The organism is Paenibacillus sp. FSL K6-2393, assembly GCF_038002545.1.
Classification (GTDB): Bacteria; Bacillota; Bacilli; order Paenibacillales; family Paenibacillaceae; genus Paenibacillus.
In genome coordinates this window covers 3874922-3890056 of sequence record NZ_JBBOCU010000001.1, presented here as the reverse complement: position 1 = coordinate 3890056, position 15135 = coordinate 3874922, and the positions used below count along the sequence as shown (strand labels likewise).

The window sequence follows — 15135 nt, the reverse complement described above, 5'->3', positions numbered from 1 at the left end:
GTGAATTTCATTACGTTTTAACGCTGCGTTTTTGTGCTCGTTTCAAGCGCACGGCAACCCAGCTCATAATCAGAGCAGCAATGAACAGAAATACGGTCACACCTGCAATGACAACAAAGAAGGATTGGTCAAATGCAGCAAAGGCGGCATTTTTGAGCAATTCAGCAGACGCAGCAGGCAAGCTTTCGGCAGCGATAAGCGCTTCATCCAGACTGTCCTTCGCATTGGCTGGCACATGAACTCCCGTAGGAATCTTCATTGCCAGTGTGTAGAACAAGGTCGACATGCTGCCGATAATCGCAATACCGGATGCTCCGCCCAGCTCATAACCTACTTCCTCAATGGATGCTGCCATACCCGCTTTGTGAGGTGGGGCATAACTCATAATGGAATGTGATGCAGCGGTCATGCCTGATCCAAGACCTGCACCAAGCAGTGCCAAACCGATAATTTGCCCAGTGAACCCAGCATTGAAATACATCAGATACGTCCCCATGCCAAGGGCAGCGATGAAGAGAGTGAAGCTTTTGATATATACAACATCCACACGGTGCATAATGGCCCCCGTAACAGGTCCGGCAATGAGTGCTGCAACAGGTATGGATACGGTGAATAGTCCAGCCTGAAGAGGTGACATGCCTTCCACCAGCTGAAGCCGCTGAGTGACCATATATTGCACACCCATTTGTGCAAATAAGCCAACCAGTGCGGTAATAAAGCCGGTACTGAATCTTGGAATTTTGAACAAGGACAGATCCAGCAGTGGAGTCGTACTGTTATTCTGACGGCGAATAAAGATGATCAGGGACAGAAGACCGATCACAGCAGCAATGATAGCGAGTGTGAGGGATCCTTCGCGTCTTGTGAATTCCTTAATGGAATAGATAATTCCAACCATGGCAATCATGATCTGGATGGAACTGGTGAAGTCCCACTTTTTCGACGCATCCCCATGGTGTTTAGGAATCATTTTCAAGGCGAATACAAACGCAAGAATAGCGATAGGCAGGTTAATTAGAAACACAGAGCCCCACCAGAAATGTTGAAGAAGCAGTCCACCAACAATCGGTCCCAGTCCAGCACCACCTGATGCAATGGAACCCCATATGCCGATCGCCAGTGCGAGTTCTCGCTCATTCGTAAACGTAACTCTGATAATCGACAATGTCGCTGGCATCATCATGGATGCACCTACAGCTAGAAGAATTCTGCTCATGACTAGTACAGCCGGTACTGGAGAAAAGGCAGCAGCAAGAGAAGCAGCAGAAAAGACGAGCAAGCCCAGGGTAAATATTTTTTTATGACCAACACGGTCCCCGAGTGTTCCCATTGCAGGAAGAAGACCCGCCATGACAAGGGAGTAACCGTTCAGAATCCATAATTTCTCCGAAGCAGATGCACCGAGATCATGGGTCAAGCTGGGTAAAGCGGTGTACAGGATGGTCATATCCATCACAATGAGTAATAGCGCACTTGAGACAATAACAAGAATCATCCAACGTTTGAATTTTGACATGTTTCCCTCCGGCGATATGAATAACTTACAATTTTAGACTAAACTATCGGGTAACCCTATAGTCAAATCTTTATTTACACACTATAATGCATTTATACTTTTATAACTTAGACCACATATGTACACGGAGGGCCCTAAGATGGCTGGACATCACGCACAACACTTTACCACCAGTGAATTTGCCAAGATCTGCGGAGTGACCAAACATACCTTGTTTCATTATGACGAGATTGGGCTGTTAAAGCCTGAATATACCAATGCCAAGGGCTACCGCTATTATGGTATGCAACAAACGTATGTGCTGGATGTCATACATGTGCTGAAGAAGGCAGGAAGCTCACTCCAAGAGATTAAGTCATTTATTCAAAATCAGAATACACCATTGTTAATTGAGCTATTTGAACAGAAATTAAAGGCACTTGAGTTGGAGCAACAACGAATCAAACGTATGCAAAAGCTGCTAAGTGGTGCCATTGAAATGACGAAACAAGCCACGGATGCTTCTCCTGAAGGGCTGCATATTGAACAATGTGAGCTGGAGTATTTTATTGCTGTTCAACTGGAGCAAGGGGATGGGGATAAGGAATTCTTCCGTAAGTTCATTGAATACAGGACCCATTGTGATGAACAGATGATCGACTATGAATTTCCGGTATGGACGATCTTACGTCAGGAGCACTATGAGGCAGGAGAATACTATCCGGATTACTTTGGCAACAAAATAAAAGCTCCCATTTCAGGGGAAACGATATGGATTAAGCCCAAAGGGATGTATGCCGTCATGAATCATCGAGGTTCATACGAAAGCATGCCGGAGACGTATTCCCTCATGAAAGAGGAGATAGAAAAAGAGGGACTGCAAGTCTGTGGTCATGTGTATGCACTGGACCTGCTCACTTATTTTGCAGAAAGTAATCCCGATGAGTACATCATCAAAATTTACGTAGAGGTGTGTACGGCTGATAACACAAGCAAAAAACAGAATGGCTTGATTTAGGAGGATTTTTTCTGAAATTAATTAAAACATATGATGTGGATCTAAGTGAAGCATGGTCAGCTCTTCTTCAAGAATTACTTGTTGCCAGTTTTCCAGAGGTTTATCCAAAAGACAGATTGTTCTTTAAGCAAATACCACATGGCAGAGTGTTGGCATTTACCCCTGATAACCAATTAGTTGGGCATGTCGGACTAGATTACAGGATGATGAATTTGAATGGAACACCGATAAGAGTGTTGGGGATAATCGATTTGTGTGTTTCCCCGGCTATTCGCTCTCAAGGAATCGCTTCTTTGTTAATATCCGAAGTGGAAAGGTTGGCCAAAGGGCGTGTTGATTTTGTCCTATTATTTGCGGATCATGAGGAATTGTACATCAAAAATGGATTCAAAACGGTGAGCAACACATGTAAGTGGTTGAAAATTGATCATGAAACCTTAACCACAGTTGGAGTTGGGACTCAAAAGGTAGAGGGGTTAATGATTAAAGAAGTGGGAAGCATGCCATGGGGTGAAGGGGAACTCGACTTTTTAGGATATTTATATTAATCCCTACGCGCCAATATGGGAGAAGGGTGCCTTGACCCATGTTGTATTCCATGTTAAGTTTTCTGTATTCAAATTGTGAGCTTGTAAAGGGGTGATGGAGTGATGACGGAATTAGAGGTTGTAGATGTTTATGTGGACCTGTCAACGAACATGAACAGTGGCATGGTTCACAATATTACTAATCAGAATCCGACACTTTGTCCTCCTATGCATAGATCTACTCGGCGCTAAATGATTTATCGCCAGGTTTCTTTATTGTATAAGCGAATCTAAATTCTGATTATGTTCAAATATTAAAGTGAGGGAATCCATGCCATGTTTAATGGTGAAATCCCGTCAGTTTACTTTTATATTTCACATAAGAAGGATGATCTGTATGTCTTTAATTAACGTTACCAACCTGACCTTTGCCTATGATGGCAGTTACGATAATATATTTGAAAATGTTAGTTTTCAGTTGGACTCGGATTGGAAATTGGGTTTTACCGGAAGGAACGGCAGAGGCAAAACAACCTTCCTCAATCTGTTACTCGGCAAATATGAATACAGCGGACATATCTCTGCGAATGTTAGCTTTGAATATTTTCCTTTCCAAGTAGAGAATAAGGGAGCTATGACCGTCGATGTCATCGGCGAGATTCATCCTGAATATCTGCACTGGCAAGTTGTGCGCGAGCTTAACCTGTTGAAAGTGTCAGAAGATGTGTTGTATCGGCCTTTCGATACGTTATCCAACGGAGAACAAACAAAGGTGATGCTGGCTGCTTTGTTCCTGAAGGATAATCGGTTTCTGCTCATTGATGAACCTACCAATCATCTTGATCTTCATGCGAGACAAATTGTAGGTGATTATCTCCGCAGCAAGAGTGGATTTATTTTGGTATCTCACGATCGATCCTTTCTGGATCACAGCGTGGACCATATCCTTTCCATCAATAAGAGTAACATCGAGATTCAGAAAGGCAATTTTTCCGCTTGGTGGGAAAATAAAAGAAGGCAAGATCAGTTTGAACTTGCGAGTAATGAGAAATTAATAAAGGATATCAAACGTTTATCCGATTCAGCCAAACGGACCGGTGGATGGTCACATGAAGTTGAAAAAACCAAAAATGGTACGAGAAATTCCGGTTCCAAGGTGGATAAAGGATATATTGGGCACAAGGCTGCCAAAATGATGAAACGTTCCAAAAATATCGAACAAAGGCAGCAATCTGCAATTCAGGAGAAGTCCAAACTTCTCAAAAATATCGAGAGTGCAGAACGTCTACAGATTCATCAGCTGGATTTTCACAAGCATGAACTTGTTGAATTGGAACATGTGTCGATCTCATACGGCTCCAATACGGTGTGTAAGGATGTCAGTATCACGGTTGAACAAGGGGATCGTATTGCCCTGTACGGTAAAAATGGATCTGGCAAATCAAGCATTCTCAAACTGATCTGTGGTGAAGATATCCCTTATACAGGTCTTTTCCGTAAGGATCATCAGCTTAAAATCTCGTATGTGTCGCAGGACACGTCCGATCTCGGAGGATATTTATCTGAGTATGCGGCCACACAGGGGATTGATGAAAGTCTGTTTAAATCGATACTTCGAAAGTTGGATTTTTCCAGAATGCAATTGGAGAAAGATATCTCAACGTTTAGCGCAGGTCAAAAAAAGAAAGTGCTCATTGCCAAAAGTCTTAGTGAGAAAGCTCATCTGCACATTTGGGATGAACCGCTCAATTTTGTAGATGTCATTTCACGTATGCAGATCGAAGACTTGCTGCTGGAATACTCACCAACCCTGCTTTTTGTAGAGCATGATCGTGAATTTTGTACAAATATTGCAACGAGAATCATCGAACTGTAAGTAACGGGAAAGATAACGATGCTAAGAGCCGCCAAATGGCGGCTTTTAGTTTTACTCGTGAGGAAGTATGCTATAATTTTATAGTCTAATCCAATCATATGATGGATGATCAGATCAATTGTTGAACTATACTCGCCAAGAGGTGTAATAGAATGAAAAAGGAAATGACTACAATCAAACAAACCAGGCTTCATTCCATTTTGGACGAGGCCACCAAGTTGCTGATTGAAAAACCGAATGCTTCCATGAATGAAATTGCAGAATCTGCAAAAATCGGGATCGCTACGTTACATCGATATGTGGAAAGCCGCGAACAGCTGATGGTTCATCTGGGATTACGCGCAATCGAGGTGGTCAGTGAGACCATGCAACAAATTCAACTGGATGAAGAGCACTGTGAAAAATACATACCTGAGCTGATCGAGGCGCTGATTCCATTAGGCGACAAAATATATTTTCTGGCTCATGACACCACCGTTAACTATAATCCCGAGATTGAGGGAGCAGATATGAAACTGAGACAACCTGTACTGCATGCGGTCGGTCTGTTACAACAGAAAGGTTACTTCCGCTCCGATCTTGATAAAACCTGGATTGTTGATGTGCTGTATTCCATCATGTTCCTGACGTGGCAGCAGGTTGTAAGTGGTCATATCGCGAGAAAAGCAGCCCCTGCGCTTGTAATAGACACGTTTTATCATGGATTTAAGCAACACTAGGTCAGCGCCAATTGAAGTAAAAAACAATAGATCTAAATACGAAAACACCCCAAAAGAATCAATCGTATCGTTAGATACGCAGACTCTTTGAGGGTGTTTTTTTTGCGTTCACAACAGCGTTTCTCAGTGCGCAAGCATCAAAGACTTGATTTTTACTGAGATTCAAATATTAACAGGATTCAGAATTTAAGATTTCCAGTTTACAAAAAATGATATAAATTTCTAGTAGATTCAAATCATTACCAAATAAAGACAAAATATTCAAACGAGGGGGCCGGACAGAACTACCTGCAATTGTGCAGTTCGAATCAGCTTATGTACTCATTCCATCAACCCAAATCAGGAGGGATTCCATGCTTTACACCATTATTGTGCCAGTCAACCAGGACTATAACATTTTGAACCTGTTCACAGATTCGTTACTCCGGACGGTAAGCCCATCCACTCAGATTATTTTCATCAACGATGGTTCCGGCTCAGCAGTCTTTCAACATCTGGATAAACTGAAGCAAGAAGTAAGTGAAGGTGTGACCATCGAGATTCTTCAGCATGATTTTCCACTCGGTTGCGCCGTGTCGATTAATAGCGCACTGAGTCTTGCCAAGGGGGAGTACATTTTCTTCCTGGATTCTGACACCATTCTTCAACCGAACTGGCAACCGATGATGAAAGAGACACTGGATAGCGATATTACGATTGGCATGATTGGAGGGGTTCTGTTGTATCCGCAAACAGGAGGCGTGCAGCATTGCGGCATTGCTTTTGCGGACACCATCGGCCGACACCTGTTCCTGAACGCATCTCCTGATGATATCCCGAAAGAAACCTTCTCTGTTCAACTGGTGGTGTTCGCCATGTTTGGCATGAAGCGGGAGGTGTATGAGACCATCGGCAACCTCGATGAGAAGTTCTTTAACGGATACGAGGACTTTGATTATCAGATGCGGGCACGAGCTGCCGGATATGATACGGTCATTAACCCGAATATTCAGGCGTATCACTGGGAACGCAGCAGCGGCATTCACCGCAACTTCAACCGCAAGAACAATCTGGCACGCTTCTGGAAAAAGTGGGGCGGTCAAATTGAGGCTGATGTGTGGCCTTTCGTTTTCAGTCATTTGAAAACACAGCTGGAAAGCCAAGGGGAATACCAGCATCTGCCGATTGTTGGCATTGACCTTGCCGAGGTTCGAAGTGATGCCGATACATTCTGGACCAAGCTGGAGGAAGCTGAATTTGCAAATGTAGCCGAAGTACGTGACTATTCAAACCGCTTCAATTCCAATGGAGCCATCTGGCTGCCACAGGTACTGGGCAAGGAACTGATTCATAGTGAGAACCGGTTACTGTTTTTGGTGGACAATTTCGCCCGTTTGCTGGAGAACCGCTACTGGATTGAGATGAGACATGCTCATCGAGCCAAGGATCTGATCATTGACCTGTATGGCAATGTGATCACAATGGATCGCATCTACGATGGATGCTGGCCTGGAACCAAAGTTCGGTAATTCACTCACAACGAAAATAAACAGGGAGGTACTTAAGGTGAAAGAAAAAGAGAGCACGCTCGATCGTGCCGTAAGATTTACCCGTAATCTGGAGTGGTTGGAACAAGTCGAAAAGGTAATTCCGAGCGGATGCAGCACTTTAGCCAAAGCACCTGAACGTTTATTTCCCGGGCATACACCCGTATGTTGTGCAGAGGCTTACAAATCCCGATTTACAGATATCGACGGTAATGAATGGCTGGATTGCGAGATGGCCATGGGTACGGCGCCATGGGGCCATGCCAGACATGAAGTCCAATTAACCGTCATTCACCAGTTGAAAAAAGGGACAAGCTTTTCTTTGCCTGCCGACATTGAGCTTGAATGCGCCGAGTTGATTTTGGAGCGGTTCGAGGGTCGTTATCCATCGCTTCGCTTTACCAAGAGTGGGGCCGATGCAGTGAGTGGAGCTGTACGTCTGGCTCGTGCTGCAAGTGGTAAGAGCAAGGTTATTGCGACGGCTTATCATGGGTGGCACGATTGGTCTGCCTACGGCTATTATGGTGGCCAGACGAAAGAACGTGGCATCCCGGTGGATATCGAGCGTTCAACGATCTGGGTCAACAAACCTACTGTGGAGCGAATTGAGGCCCAGATTACCTCATCTCCCGAGGATATCGCATGTATTGTTCTATGCCCCAACGAGTGGAAAAGGGACGCGCTGGAGGAAACTGTAAACCTATGTCGCTCTCTGGACATCATTATCATATTTGATGAGGTCACTTCCGGTATTCGAATGGGCAAGCAGGCTACAGCAGGAGAATATGACATCTGGCCTGATCTGCTCTGTATCTCTAAAGGTATGGCCAACGGTTTACCGCTCGCAGCGGTTATGGGGCCTGAGCACCTGATGTCCTTGTCAGGACAGGTCAGATTCAGTAATGCCCATTCCAGCGAAACAACAGCGCTCGCGGCAGCCATTGCCTGTGAACGATTAATGAAAAATGCGAAAGTATGGCCGACCTGGCGTGATCCAGCAACCCGGATCATGGATCGTCTGGAATCTGAACTTGTGTTACTCGGATTGACGGATCAATTGGAAGTGAGAGGGACGTATGCAAGCTTCTGCATTCAATCCTTGGCTGAAGATAACTTCCAGACAGATCCTTTCCGCGAGTTTATGGTGAAGAGAATGGCTCACTTCGGCATTTTCACCAAGGGTTACTTTATTTTCTCCGATGCCCATACACGGGAAGAATTGTTGTGGGTCGAGGAAGCGCTGTTGCAGATCCTGTCAGACTGGAAAGAGATTCAGAAGCAGGAACATCTTCATGCGATGCAACTTTCGAAAACGTTTGAAGCTTAATCCATAGATCATAATTGAAAATCGACTAGGAGGAATTATTAAATGAAAGCACTCGTATATCAGGATCTTAAACAGGTGACTTACCAGGAGATTGAGGAGCCAACCATTCAAAAGCCAAACCAGGTAAAAATTAAAATCTATGGTTCCGGCATCTGCGGGACAGATCTGAATATTGTCAAAGGCAAAGTGCCGGCGAATAAAGGAACGATCATTGGACATGAAGGCGTAGGCACAGTGGTTGAGGTGGGCGACGATGTTCGTGGTTTCAAGATCGGTGATCGGGTATTGGTTGATCCCACGCAATCTTGCGGTACCTGCTCATACTGCCGTGAGGGTCTGTTCATCTACTGCGAGAATTTTGATGACTATCAAGTAGGGATGACGACACACGGAACCTTTGCTGAATATTTTGTCGGGGACGAAAAGTATATCTATGCCATCCCGGATTCCATGAGTTGGGAAACGGCCATGATGATCGAACCACTGGGATGTGTACTTCAGACGTTCATGAAAGCAGGGACTAAGCCAAGTGACTCCGTACTGGTCCTCGGTTCGGGTGCAATCGGTTCCCTGTGTCAGCTTGTTAGCAAACGATTGGCAAGGCTTACTGTAGGCACGGAAGTTGATCCATACCGCAAAGAGTTCGCTTCAGGGATCGCTGATCATGTGTTCTATCCTCAGGATCTGACACTGGATAAAGTATACGAGATCAATAATAATAAAAAGTTTGATATTGTAGTGGACGCGGTTGGTAACCAGCTTCATGTAGGGTTCGAGCTGATTGCCAAAGGCGGCAAGATTATTCCTATGGGATATGACGACAGCTATGAGGTGACGTTCAAATCAACAGCCGTGATTAATGATGGCATTAGTATCATTGGCGCGGTTGCTAATCACTCGATGATCAGTACGGCACTGAAATTTGCCCAAAGTATCCCGGAACTGGAACAGATGGTGACCGCCAAGGAATTGCTGAGTGATTATGAACAGGCCTTTAATGGAACCATTGGTTATGACATGCATACTGGAGAGAAATTGCCGATGAATTCGGTCAAAACAGCTCTTATCCTATAAGAGGTACTATAAGCATGTAGACATTGGCGGGTTTGCCGCTGCGAAAGGTTGGAATTCGCAGCGGTAAAAACCGCAGAAGGAAGGGATATCGATTGAAATTGCTTCAAGATTTGCCGAAGAATCCACGCTACTCCATTTTACTCGAACCGGTATGGGCCATTCCGGGCACGATCGTTCTCTTCTACGCTCCTTTATATATGAAGGAAGCCGGACTTTCGGACATAGAAATCGGTTTAATCAATTCGGTGAATCTTTATTTTGCCTTTATCTTTCAATTGTTTGCGGGTTCCATTACAAATAAACTGGGACGAAAACGAACAACGCTGATCTTTGATCTGCTTGCCTGGAGTGTTCCCATGTTTATCTGGGCCTTCTCCCAGAACTTCTGGCTGTTCCTGATCGCTTATTTACTGAATGCAACATCCAAGTTTGTAACGGTCGCCTTTAACTGTCTAATCATAGAGGATGTGGAGGAACACAAACGATCCAAAGTGTTTGCCATTCTCAACATGATTATTACAGGGGCTGGGGTACTTACGCCGATTGCCGGAGTTGTCATTGCTGATTTTGGTATTGTACCAACACTGGCCAGCATTTACTTTGTCGGGGGCATCCTCATGACCGCCATGTTTTTCATTCGTAACCGATACACGGATGAGACCGAGGTCGGCAAGGAACTTATGGGATTGCATAGTAAAACCCGCGTACTTCAGAGCTTGGGTTCCAGTCTGCGCCTGTTCGGCAAATCGTTCTACAAACGGAGACTTTTTCCGATTATTCTGATTACGGTGTTATCCAATCTGATTCTGCAGCTGAATTTCTTTCAGGTTATTTTCTTCAAGGAACAGTTGAAATTTGATGACCGTGTCATTTCGTTTATCCCAGTAGTGACTGCGGTAACCGTCATGCTGCTCTATCTGGTCATCATTCCGCGACTGAAACGGCGTTCGGAAGAAAAGTATGTTGGTTTTTCCATCGTGCTTAGCACCGCCGGAGCCATTCTGTTTCTATTGATCCCTGTGGGGAATATAGGAATGTTGTTTCTCACGCTAATCGTGCTCGCTGCGGGTAACTTCATTTTGCAGACGTACCGGGACTCCCTATTGATGAACCGATTGGGTACGCATGAGAAAGCTGATATGTTCTCGGCCGTGCAGACAGTTATGACGCTTACAGCCATTCCATCCGGTTACCTGACGGGCCTGCTCTATCATCACAATCCAACCCTGTTGTTCAGTGTCATTCTTGGTCTATACATCGTACTCATGGTCATTATGTTCTTCCTGCCAGATCCGCAAAAGCACTCCCAAGTGCTGGAACCTTACAAAAATATGTAGAAAAAGGGGTTTACTGTATTTGGAGCGAATATGTAGTACAGAAAAAATGAGTAAATGCATGTTCAAAAAGAGCGGTTTTCAGTACCGAGAAGATGGGATGAAGCTAGAAATGGAGTAGCGGAGCGTAGGAAAACTACGTGAGCAACCGCAATGTTTCCGAAGGAAACATACTTCGTAAGCCCACACTTATTTCGGCTGAATGCCATATTCGATGCTGATGATGCCACTAGGCATCCTTAGTAATCAAAAGCGTACTTTTTGAACTACCGCTAGAACATATTTTAACTTGGGAGGCTGCTAAAAATGACTAACGTAATGACAACAGAAGCGCGGAAGCAATGGAGTTGGATGAACGAGCCCGAAAGCTGGTCCTTTACAGATCAGGGAGGTGTGCTGGTGGAGGCAAATGCGGACACCGACTTTTTCCAGGACCCTGCGGGCAAACACATTCGTGCAACTGCTCCTTTCTTGTCCATGCCTGTGCCTGGCGATTTTGAAATTACAACCCAATTAACCGTTGATATGAAAAATCAATACGATTCCGGATGTCTGATGGTGATGGCGGATGATCTTAACTGGTGCAAAATTTGTTTTGAGTATGATGGAAAAGTGCCTACCATCGTGTCGGTGGTGACACGTGATGGTTCATCCGATGATTGCAATTCGGTTGAAGTCTCCGTACTTAATCCTTATCTGCGTATACGCAAAGTAGAGGACTGCATATCATTCTTTTATTCACCCGATGGGGATGAGTGGAAACTAATTCGTTATTTCGGCATGCCGATACAAGGGGAACTTCGAGCTGGATTAGTTGTACAATCGCCAACTGGAACGGGCTGTACGTGTCACTTTTTATCCGTGAACGTTACTCATCCGGACTTGACCGCACGTTTCTAATCCGCTCCCCCGGCCGATCATTGGAGGGAGAACAGGTTCATGATAAAAGCGTTTATATTTGATTTTGATGGACTCATTGTGGATACAGAGACACCCTGGTATTATGCATTTCGCGATATTTATGAAGAGCACGGAGTGGAACTTGGTCTGGAGCTATGGTCGAAAAATGTGGGGACAACCTTTGAGGAGTTTCATCCATTTCTATATCTGGAGCAGGCGCTCCAAAAAAAGATAGATCATGATCATATCAAACTGCTCTCTGAACAGAAATACGAAGTCTATTTGGGACAGGCCGCCATTCTTCCGGGGGTGTATGAATTGCTTCAGTCTGCGAGGCAGAAGGGGATTCAGCTTGCGGTTGCTTCCAGCTCCACACGGGACTGGGTGCATGGTTACTTGCAGAAATTAGGCATTTTTGATTATTTCACAGTCGTTCATACATCCGAGGATGTGAAGCGAGTGAAACCGGACCCTGAACTTTACCTTCTTGCTCTCCGGAGTCTTGGGATCGAAGCTTCCGAAGCGATTGTGTTCGAAGACTCACCTAATGGCTTGAAGGCAGCCAATGCAGCAGGTATTCGTTGTATCATCGTGCCTAACGAGGTAACGTGTGGTCTGGAATTCGCCATGCATGAACTGCGGTTATCCTCGCTGGCCGAGATTGATATGGAGGCGCTTTAATCCAGATACTGCTTGCGTAGCTCGATAGGGGAGATCCCTTCGTATTTTTTGAACACTGATCCAAAGTAACTGGCACTGTTGAAACCAACAGCTTTGGCTATTTCATGAGCGGTTGTAGCGTCATTTTCGATGAGCATTTCCTTGGCTTTCAACAACCGATATCGCATCAGATACTCCAATGGAGTCATTTGAAATTCTTTTTTGAATATTCGATTGAGGTGCTGCTCGGTAACGTCCATCTGCTCAGCCAACATGGGGAGAGAAATATCCTGATGATAATTTTGTTTGATAAAAGTAATGAGTTCATCCAATCTTAGTCGGGCATCAGAACGTTCGTAAGCACTATAGCGTTCACCTTCAATGGTTAATCTGACCAAAAGCATGTACAGTAATGCGGAGACGTGCCAGATTCGATCCTTGTGCCGGGACTGCAGCGCCAACGTAATTTCACGCAACAGGATATGAAGCATTCCATCCGGCTTGAAGGCGCGCAGCTCCCCGATCTGCAAGGTATGCAAGAACCGTGGCAACAAATAGCCATTGAAAGACAGACAATCAAATCGCAATGAATCACTCAGATTGTGGTAACGGTAGGTTACCTCCGGGAACAAAATGAGAGCGGTCCCTTTTTTGATCGAAAATTCATGATTCTTTGCTGCGATTCGCCCTGTTCCTCCGATGCACTGTACAATGCTGTAATCCCGTGAATGGTCGCTCCAATTCATCAATTCATCAACGGTCAACTGGTTTTGCCCTGTAATCATGAGCGGCATATCGGTATCCAGCGGATTCCCCATGCTAGGTTTCGGCATCGTTGTGTTATTCCTCTTTTCGTTAAAGGATCATGTGCGTAAGTGGCGTGGTTACAGAGTTAAAAGAAACCTAGAAAGAATTATATTACATAAATGGAATAATTTTAATTGAATGACGGACGATATATAAAACGTTTTCATATAAATGCTTCAACAAATATTTATTGGATGAATGAGTATGAACTGTAGTCTGATCAGCCTCTATCTATGGATCTAAAAGTACGCCTGCCTTGCCAACAGAATGCGAAACAGTATACGCTATAACGGATGAGTGATTAAGGAAAGGGATGCAAACATGAAGAAAGTCATCGTAGTTGGATCGGGTATTCTGGGGGCATCAACAGCCTATCAATTAGCCAAACATGGCGCAGAGGTCATCATCATAGACCGAAAAGATATAGGACAGGCAACGGATGCAGCTGCTGGGATCATCTGTCCATGGCTGTCACAGCGACGTAATCAGGACTGGTATCAGCTCGCCAAGGCTGGTGCGCGGTTCTATCCTGGCATCATAGCGGAGCTTGAAGGCGAAGGAGAAATGGAAACCGGTTATGCTCAAGTGGGCGCGCTTAGTATTCATACGGATGTGGACAAAATCAACAAGATGGAAGAACGGGCCCATCTTCGCAAAGCAGATGCACCGGAGATTGGCGACATTACACCTCTTGATGCCAAAGAAACCCGTGAGCGTTTTCCATTGCTGGATGAACGTTATCAATCGGTACATATCAGCGGTGCTGCACGTATAGATGGAAGGGCGCTTCGCGATGCCTTGATCCGATCTGCACAGCGAAATGGAGCGGAAGTGATCCATGGAGACGCCACGCTTCAATTCGAAGCAAATCGGGTCGTTGGTGTGAGTGTTAATGATCGGAGTTTCCTGGCAGATGAAGTCGTTGTCTGTTCAGGTGCATGGGCCAACGAACTGCTGAAGCCGCTCGGCATACACTTTAAAGTGCATTATCAAAAGGCGCAAATTATGCATCTACATGTCACGGATGGGGAGGATACAGGCCGCTGGCCTGTAATCATGCCACCTTCTGACCAATATCTCTTGGCCTTTGATCAACAGAAGATTGTGATTGGTGCCACTCATGAAAATGATGTGGAGGGTTATGATACAAGAGTAACCGCAGGGGGCATGAAGGAAGTTTTGAATAAAGGCCTGGAACTGGCGCCAGGTCTTGCAGACAGTACATTCCAGGAAGTACGAGTTGGGTTCCGTCCGTTCACACCTGGCTTTCTGCCAGTAATGGGGGCTGTCCCAGGCTGGCAAGGTCTGATTACAGCGAACGGACTTGGAGCCTCTGGATTGACCATGGGTCCTTTTATCGGGAGTCAACTGGCGAAACTAGCTCTCGGCATGGAGCTGGATATCGATATTGAGCCCTATGCTGTTAGCAAAGCAATGGATGAAATTGAAAGAGGTGAACTATGACATATTCACAACGTTTATCCGATGGGGCGAATTCGTCCGACATCATATATCTGGAACATCAGATCGGTACAACGAAAGAAGAACTGCGCATAGCTTTGGAGAAACAAGAAACATACAAACGCGAATTGTCGGAATTGAAGTCAACACCAATCGGTAATGCATCGGAAGACAGTTCTGAAGAGCAAATTTTAATGGAGAAGGCACGCCACACGCAGAACTTGATTGAAACCTTGTCTGCACAGCTGGATCAGCTACAGGAAGCATTGGCGAAACTAGGCGATTGATCGGTATATATCGCTGATCTCTCTGAAACACCGACAGAAATAATATACGATACGTATAAAACGAAAACTCCTTATATTAAGGGGTTTTTCTGATTTATTTCAAATGGTTTATATCAATAAATGA

The 15135-nt window shown here is 44.9% G+C and carries 14 protein-coding genes; 12 read left to right on the top strand and 2 right to left on the bottom strand.

From position 1 onward, the window contains the following. Nucleotides 1-10: 10 nt before the first annotated feature. Nucleotides 11-1516, bottom strand: coding sequence for an MFS transporter (locus tag MHI14_RS17130; protein ID WP_341130860.1), 1506 nt, complete (start codon nucleotides 1514-1516; stop codon nucleotides 11-13). Between the two features lie 139 nt (nucleotides 1517-1655). Between MHI14_RS17130 and MHI14_RS17125 the strand changes: the two genes are divergently transcribed. The 10 genes from MHI14_RS17125 (at nucleotide 1656) to MHI14_RS17080 (ending at nucleotide 12477) form a co-directional block, all read left to right on the top strand. After that, nucleotides 1656-2513 carry a MerR family transcriptional regulator gene (locus tag MHI14_RS17125; protein ID WP_165980164.1) on the top strand — a complete coding sequence of 286 codons (858 nt, stop codon included), beginning with the start codon at nucleotides 1656-1658 and terminating at the stop codon, nucleotides 2511-2513. 35 nt (nucleotides 2514-2548) lie between these two features. Beyond that, complete coding sequence (locus MHI14_RS17120) at nucleotides 2549-3061, top strand: GNAT family N-acetyltransferase (RefSeq protein ID WP_240767999.1); 513 nt, start codon at nucleotides 2549-2551, stop codon at nucleotides 3059-3061. A 376-nt stretch (nucleotides 3062-3437) separates the two neighbouring features. Beyond that, a complete protein-coding gene (locus tag MHI14_RS17115) occupies nucleotides 3438-4916 on the top strand; it encodes an Lsa family ABC-F type ribosomal protection protein (RefSeq protein ID WP_341130859.1) in 1479 nt (492 codons plus the stop codon). A 152-nt stretch (nucleotides 4917-5068) separates the two neighbouring features. Continuing rightward, complete coding sequence (locus tag MHI14_RS17110; RefSeq protein WP_091030867.1) at nucleotides 5069-5635, top strand: TetR/AcrR family transcriptional regulator; 567 nt, start codon at nucleotides 5069-5071, stop codon at nucleotides 5633-5635. A gap of 353 nt (nucleotides 5636-5988) precedes the next feature. Continuing rightward, nucleotides 5989-7143, top strand: a complete 1155-nt coding sequence (locus MHI14_RS17105; RefSeq protein ID WP_091030866.1) for a glycosyltransferase family 2 protein — start codon at nucleotides 5989-5991, stop codon at nucleotides 7141-7143. Nucleotides 7144-7180: 37 nt separating this feature from the next. Continuing rightward, nucleotides 7181-8488, top strand: coding sequence for an aminotransferase class III-fold pyridoxal phosphate-dependent enzyme (locus tag MHI14_RS17100; RefSeq protein ID WP_341130858.1), 1308 nt, complete (start codon nucleotides 7181-7183; stop codon nucleotides 8486-8488). A gap of 42 nt (nucleotides 8489-8530) precedes the next feature. Further along, nucleotides 8531-9562, top strand: coding sequence for a zinc-dependent alcohol dehydrogenase (locus MHI14_RS17095; RefSeq protein WP_036608226.1), 1032 nt, complete (start codon nucleotides 8531-8533; stop codon nucleotides 9560-9562). A 92-nt stretch (nucleotides 9563-9654) separates the two neighbouring features. Then, a complete protein-coding gene (locus MHI14_RS17090) occupies nucleotides 9655-10899 on the top strand; it encodes an MFS transporter (protein ID WP_091030860.1) in 1245 nt (414 codons plus the stop codon). Between the two features lie 303 nt (nucleotides 10900-11202). Next, entirely contained in the window at nucleotides 11203-11796 is a 594-nt protein-coding gene (locus tag MHI14_RS17085; RefSeq protein WP_341130857.1) for a DUF1349 domain-containing protein, read from the top strand. 39 nt (nucleotides 11797-11835) lie between these two features. After that, entirely contained in the window at nucleotides 11836-12477 is a 642-nt protein-coding gene (locus tag MHI14_RS17080; protein ID WP_341130856.1) for an HAD family hydrolase, read from the top strand. Here MHI14_RS17080 and MHI14_RS17075 read toward each other — a convergent pair. After that, nucleotides 12474-13289: an AraC family transcriptional regulator gene (locus tag MHI14_RS17075; protein ID WP_091030852.1), complete on the bottom strand. Its 816-nt coding sequence runs from the start codon at nucleotides 13287-13289 to the stop codon at nucleotides 12474-12476. The genes MHI14_RS17080 and MHI14_RS17075 overlap by 4 nt on opposite strands. Before the next feature lie 295 nt (nucleotides 13290-13584). On the opposite strand from MHI14_RS17075, the gene MHI14_RS17070 reads away from it, so the two are divergent. Together MHI14_RS17070 and MHI14_RS17065 are read left to right on the top strand one after the other, a co-directional pair. Then, nucleotides 13585-14727 (top strand): NAD(P)/FAD-dependent oxidoreductase, encoded by a 1143-nt coding sequence (locus MHI14_RS17070; RefSeq protein WP_341130855.1) that lies wholly within the window; start codon nucleotides 13585-13587, stop codon nucleotides 14725-14727. Next, nucleotides 14724-15011, top strand: coding sequence for a hypothetical protein (locus MHI14_RS17065; protein WP_091030847.1), 288 nt, complete (start codon nucleotides 14724-14726; stop codon nucleotides 15009-15011). The genes MHI14_RS17070 and MHI14_RS17065 overlap by 4 nt, the downstream gene beginning before the upstream one ends. Nucleotides 15012-15135: the final 124 nt, after the last annotated feature.

Bases quoted from the DNA above. Each gene is read 5' to 3' on its own strand.
- MHI14_RS17130 (WP_341130860.1), bottom strand. From the start codon at position 1,516: ATGTCAAAATTCAAACGTTGGATGATTCTTGTTATTGTCTCAAGTGCG.
- MHI14_RS17125 (WP_165980164.1), top strand. From the start codon at position 1,656: ATGGCTGGACATCACGCACAACACTTTACCACCAGTGAATTTGCCAAG.
- MHI14_RS17085 (WP_341130857.1), top strand. From the start codon at position 11,203: ATGACTAACGTAATGACAACAGAAGCGCGGAAGCAATGGAGTTGGATG.
- MHI14_RS17110 (WP_091030867.1), top strand. From the start codon at position 5,069: ATGAAAAAGGAAATGACTACAATCAAACAAACCAGGCTTCATTCCATT.
- MHI14_RS17065 (WP_091030847.1), top strand. From the start codon at position 14,724: ATGACATATTCACAACGTTTATCCGATGGGGCGAATTCGTCCGACATC.
- MHI14_RS17075 (WP_091030852.1), bottom strand. From the start codon at position 13,289: ATGCCGAAACCTAGCATGGGGAATCCGCTGGATACCGATATGCCGCTC.
- MHI14_RS17080 (WP_341130856.1), top strand. From the start codon at position 11,836: ATGATAAAAGCGTTTATATTTGATTTTGATGGACTCATTGTGGATACA.
- MHI14_RS17095 (WP_036608226.1), top strand. From the start codon at position 8,531: ATGAAAGCACTCGTATATCAGGATCTTAAACAGGTGACTTACCAGGAG.
- MHI14_RS17115 (WP_341130859.1), top strand. From the start codon at position 3,438: ATGTCTTTAATTAACGTTACCAACCTGACCTTTGCCTATGATGGCAGT.
- MHI14_RS17105 (WP_091030866.1), top strand. From the start codon at position 5,989: ATGCTTTACACCATTATTGTGCCAGTCAACCAGGACTATAACATTTTG.
- MHI14_RS17070 (WP_341130855.1), top strand. From the start codon at position 13,585: ATGAAGAAAGTCATCGTAGTTGGATCGGGTATTCTGGGGGCATCAACA.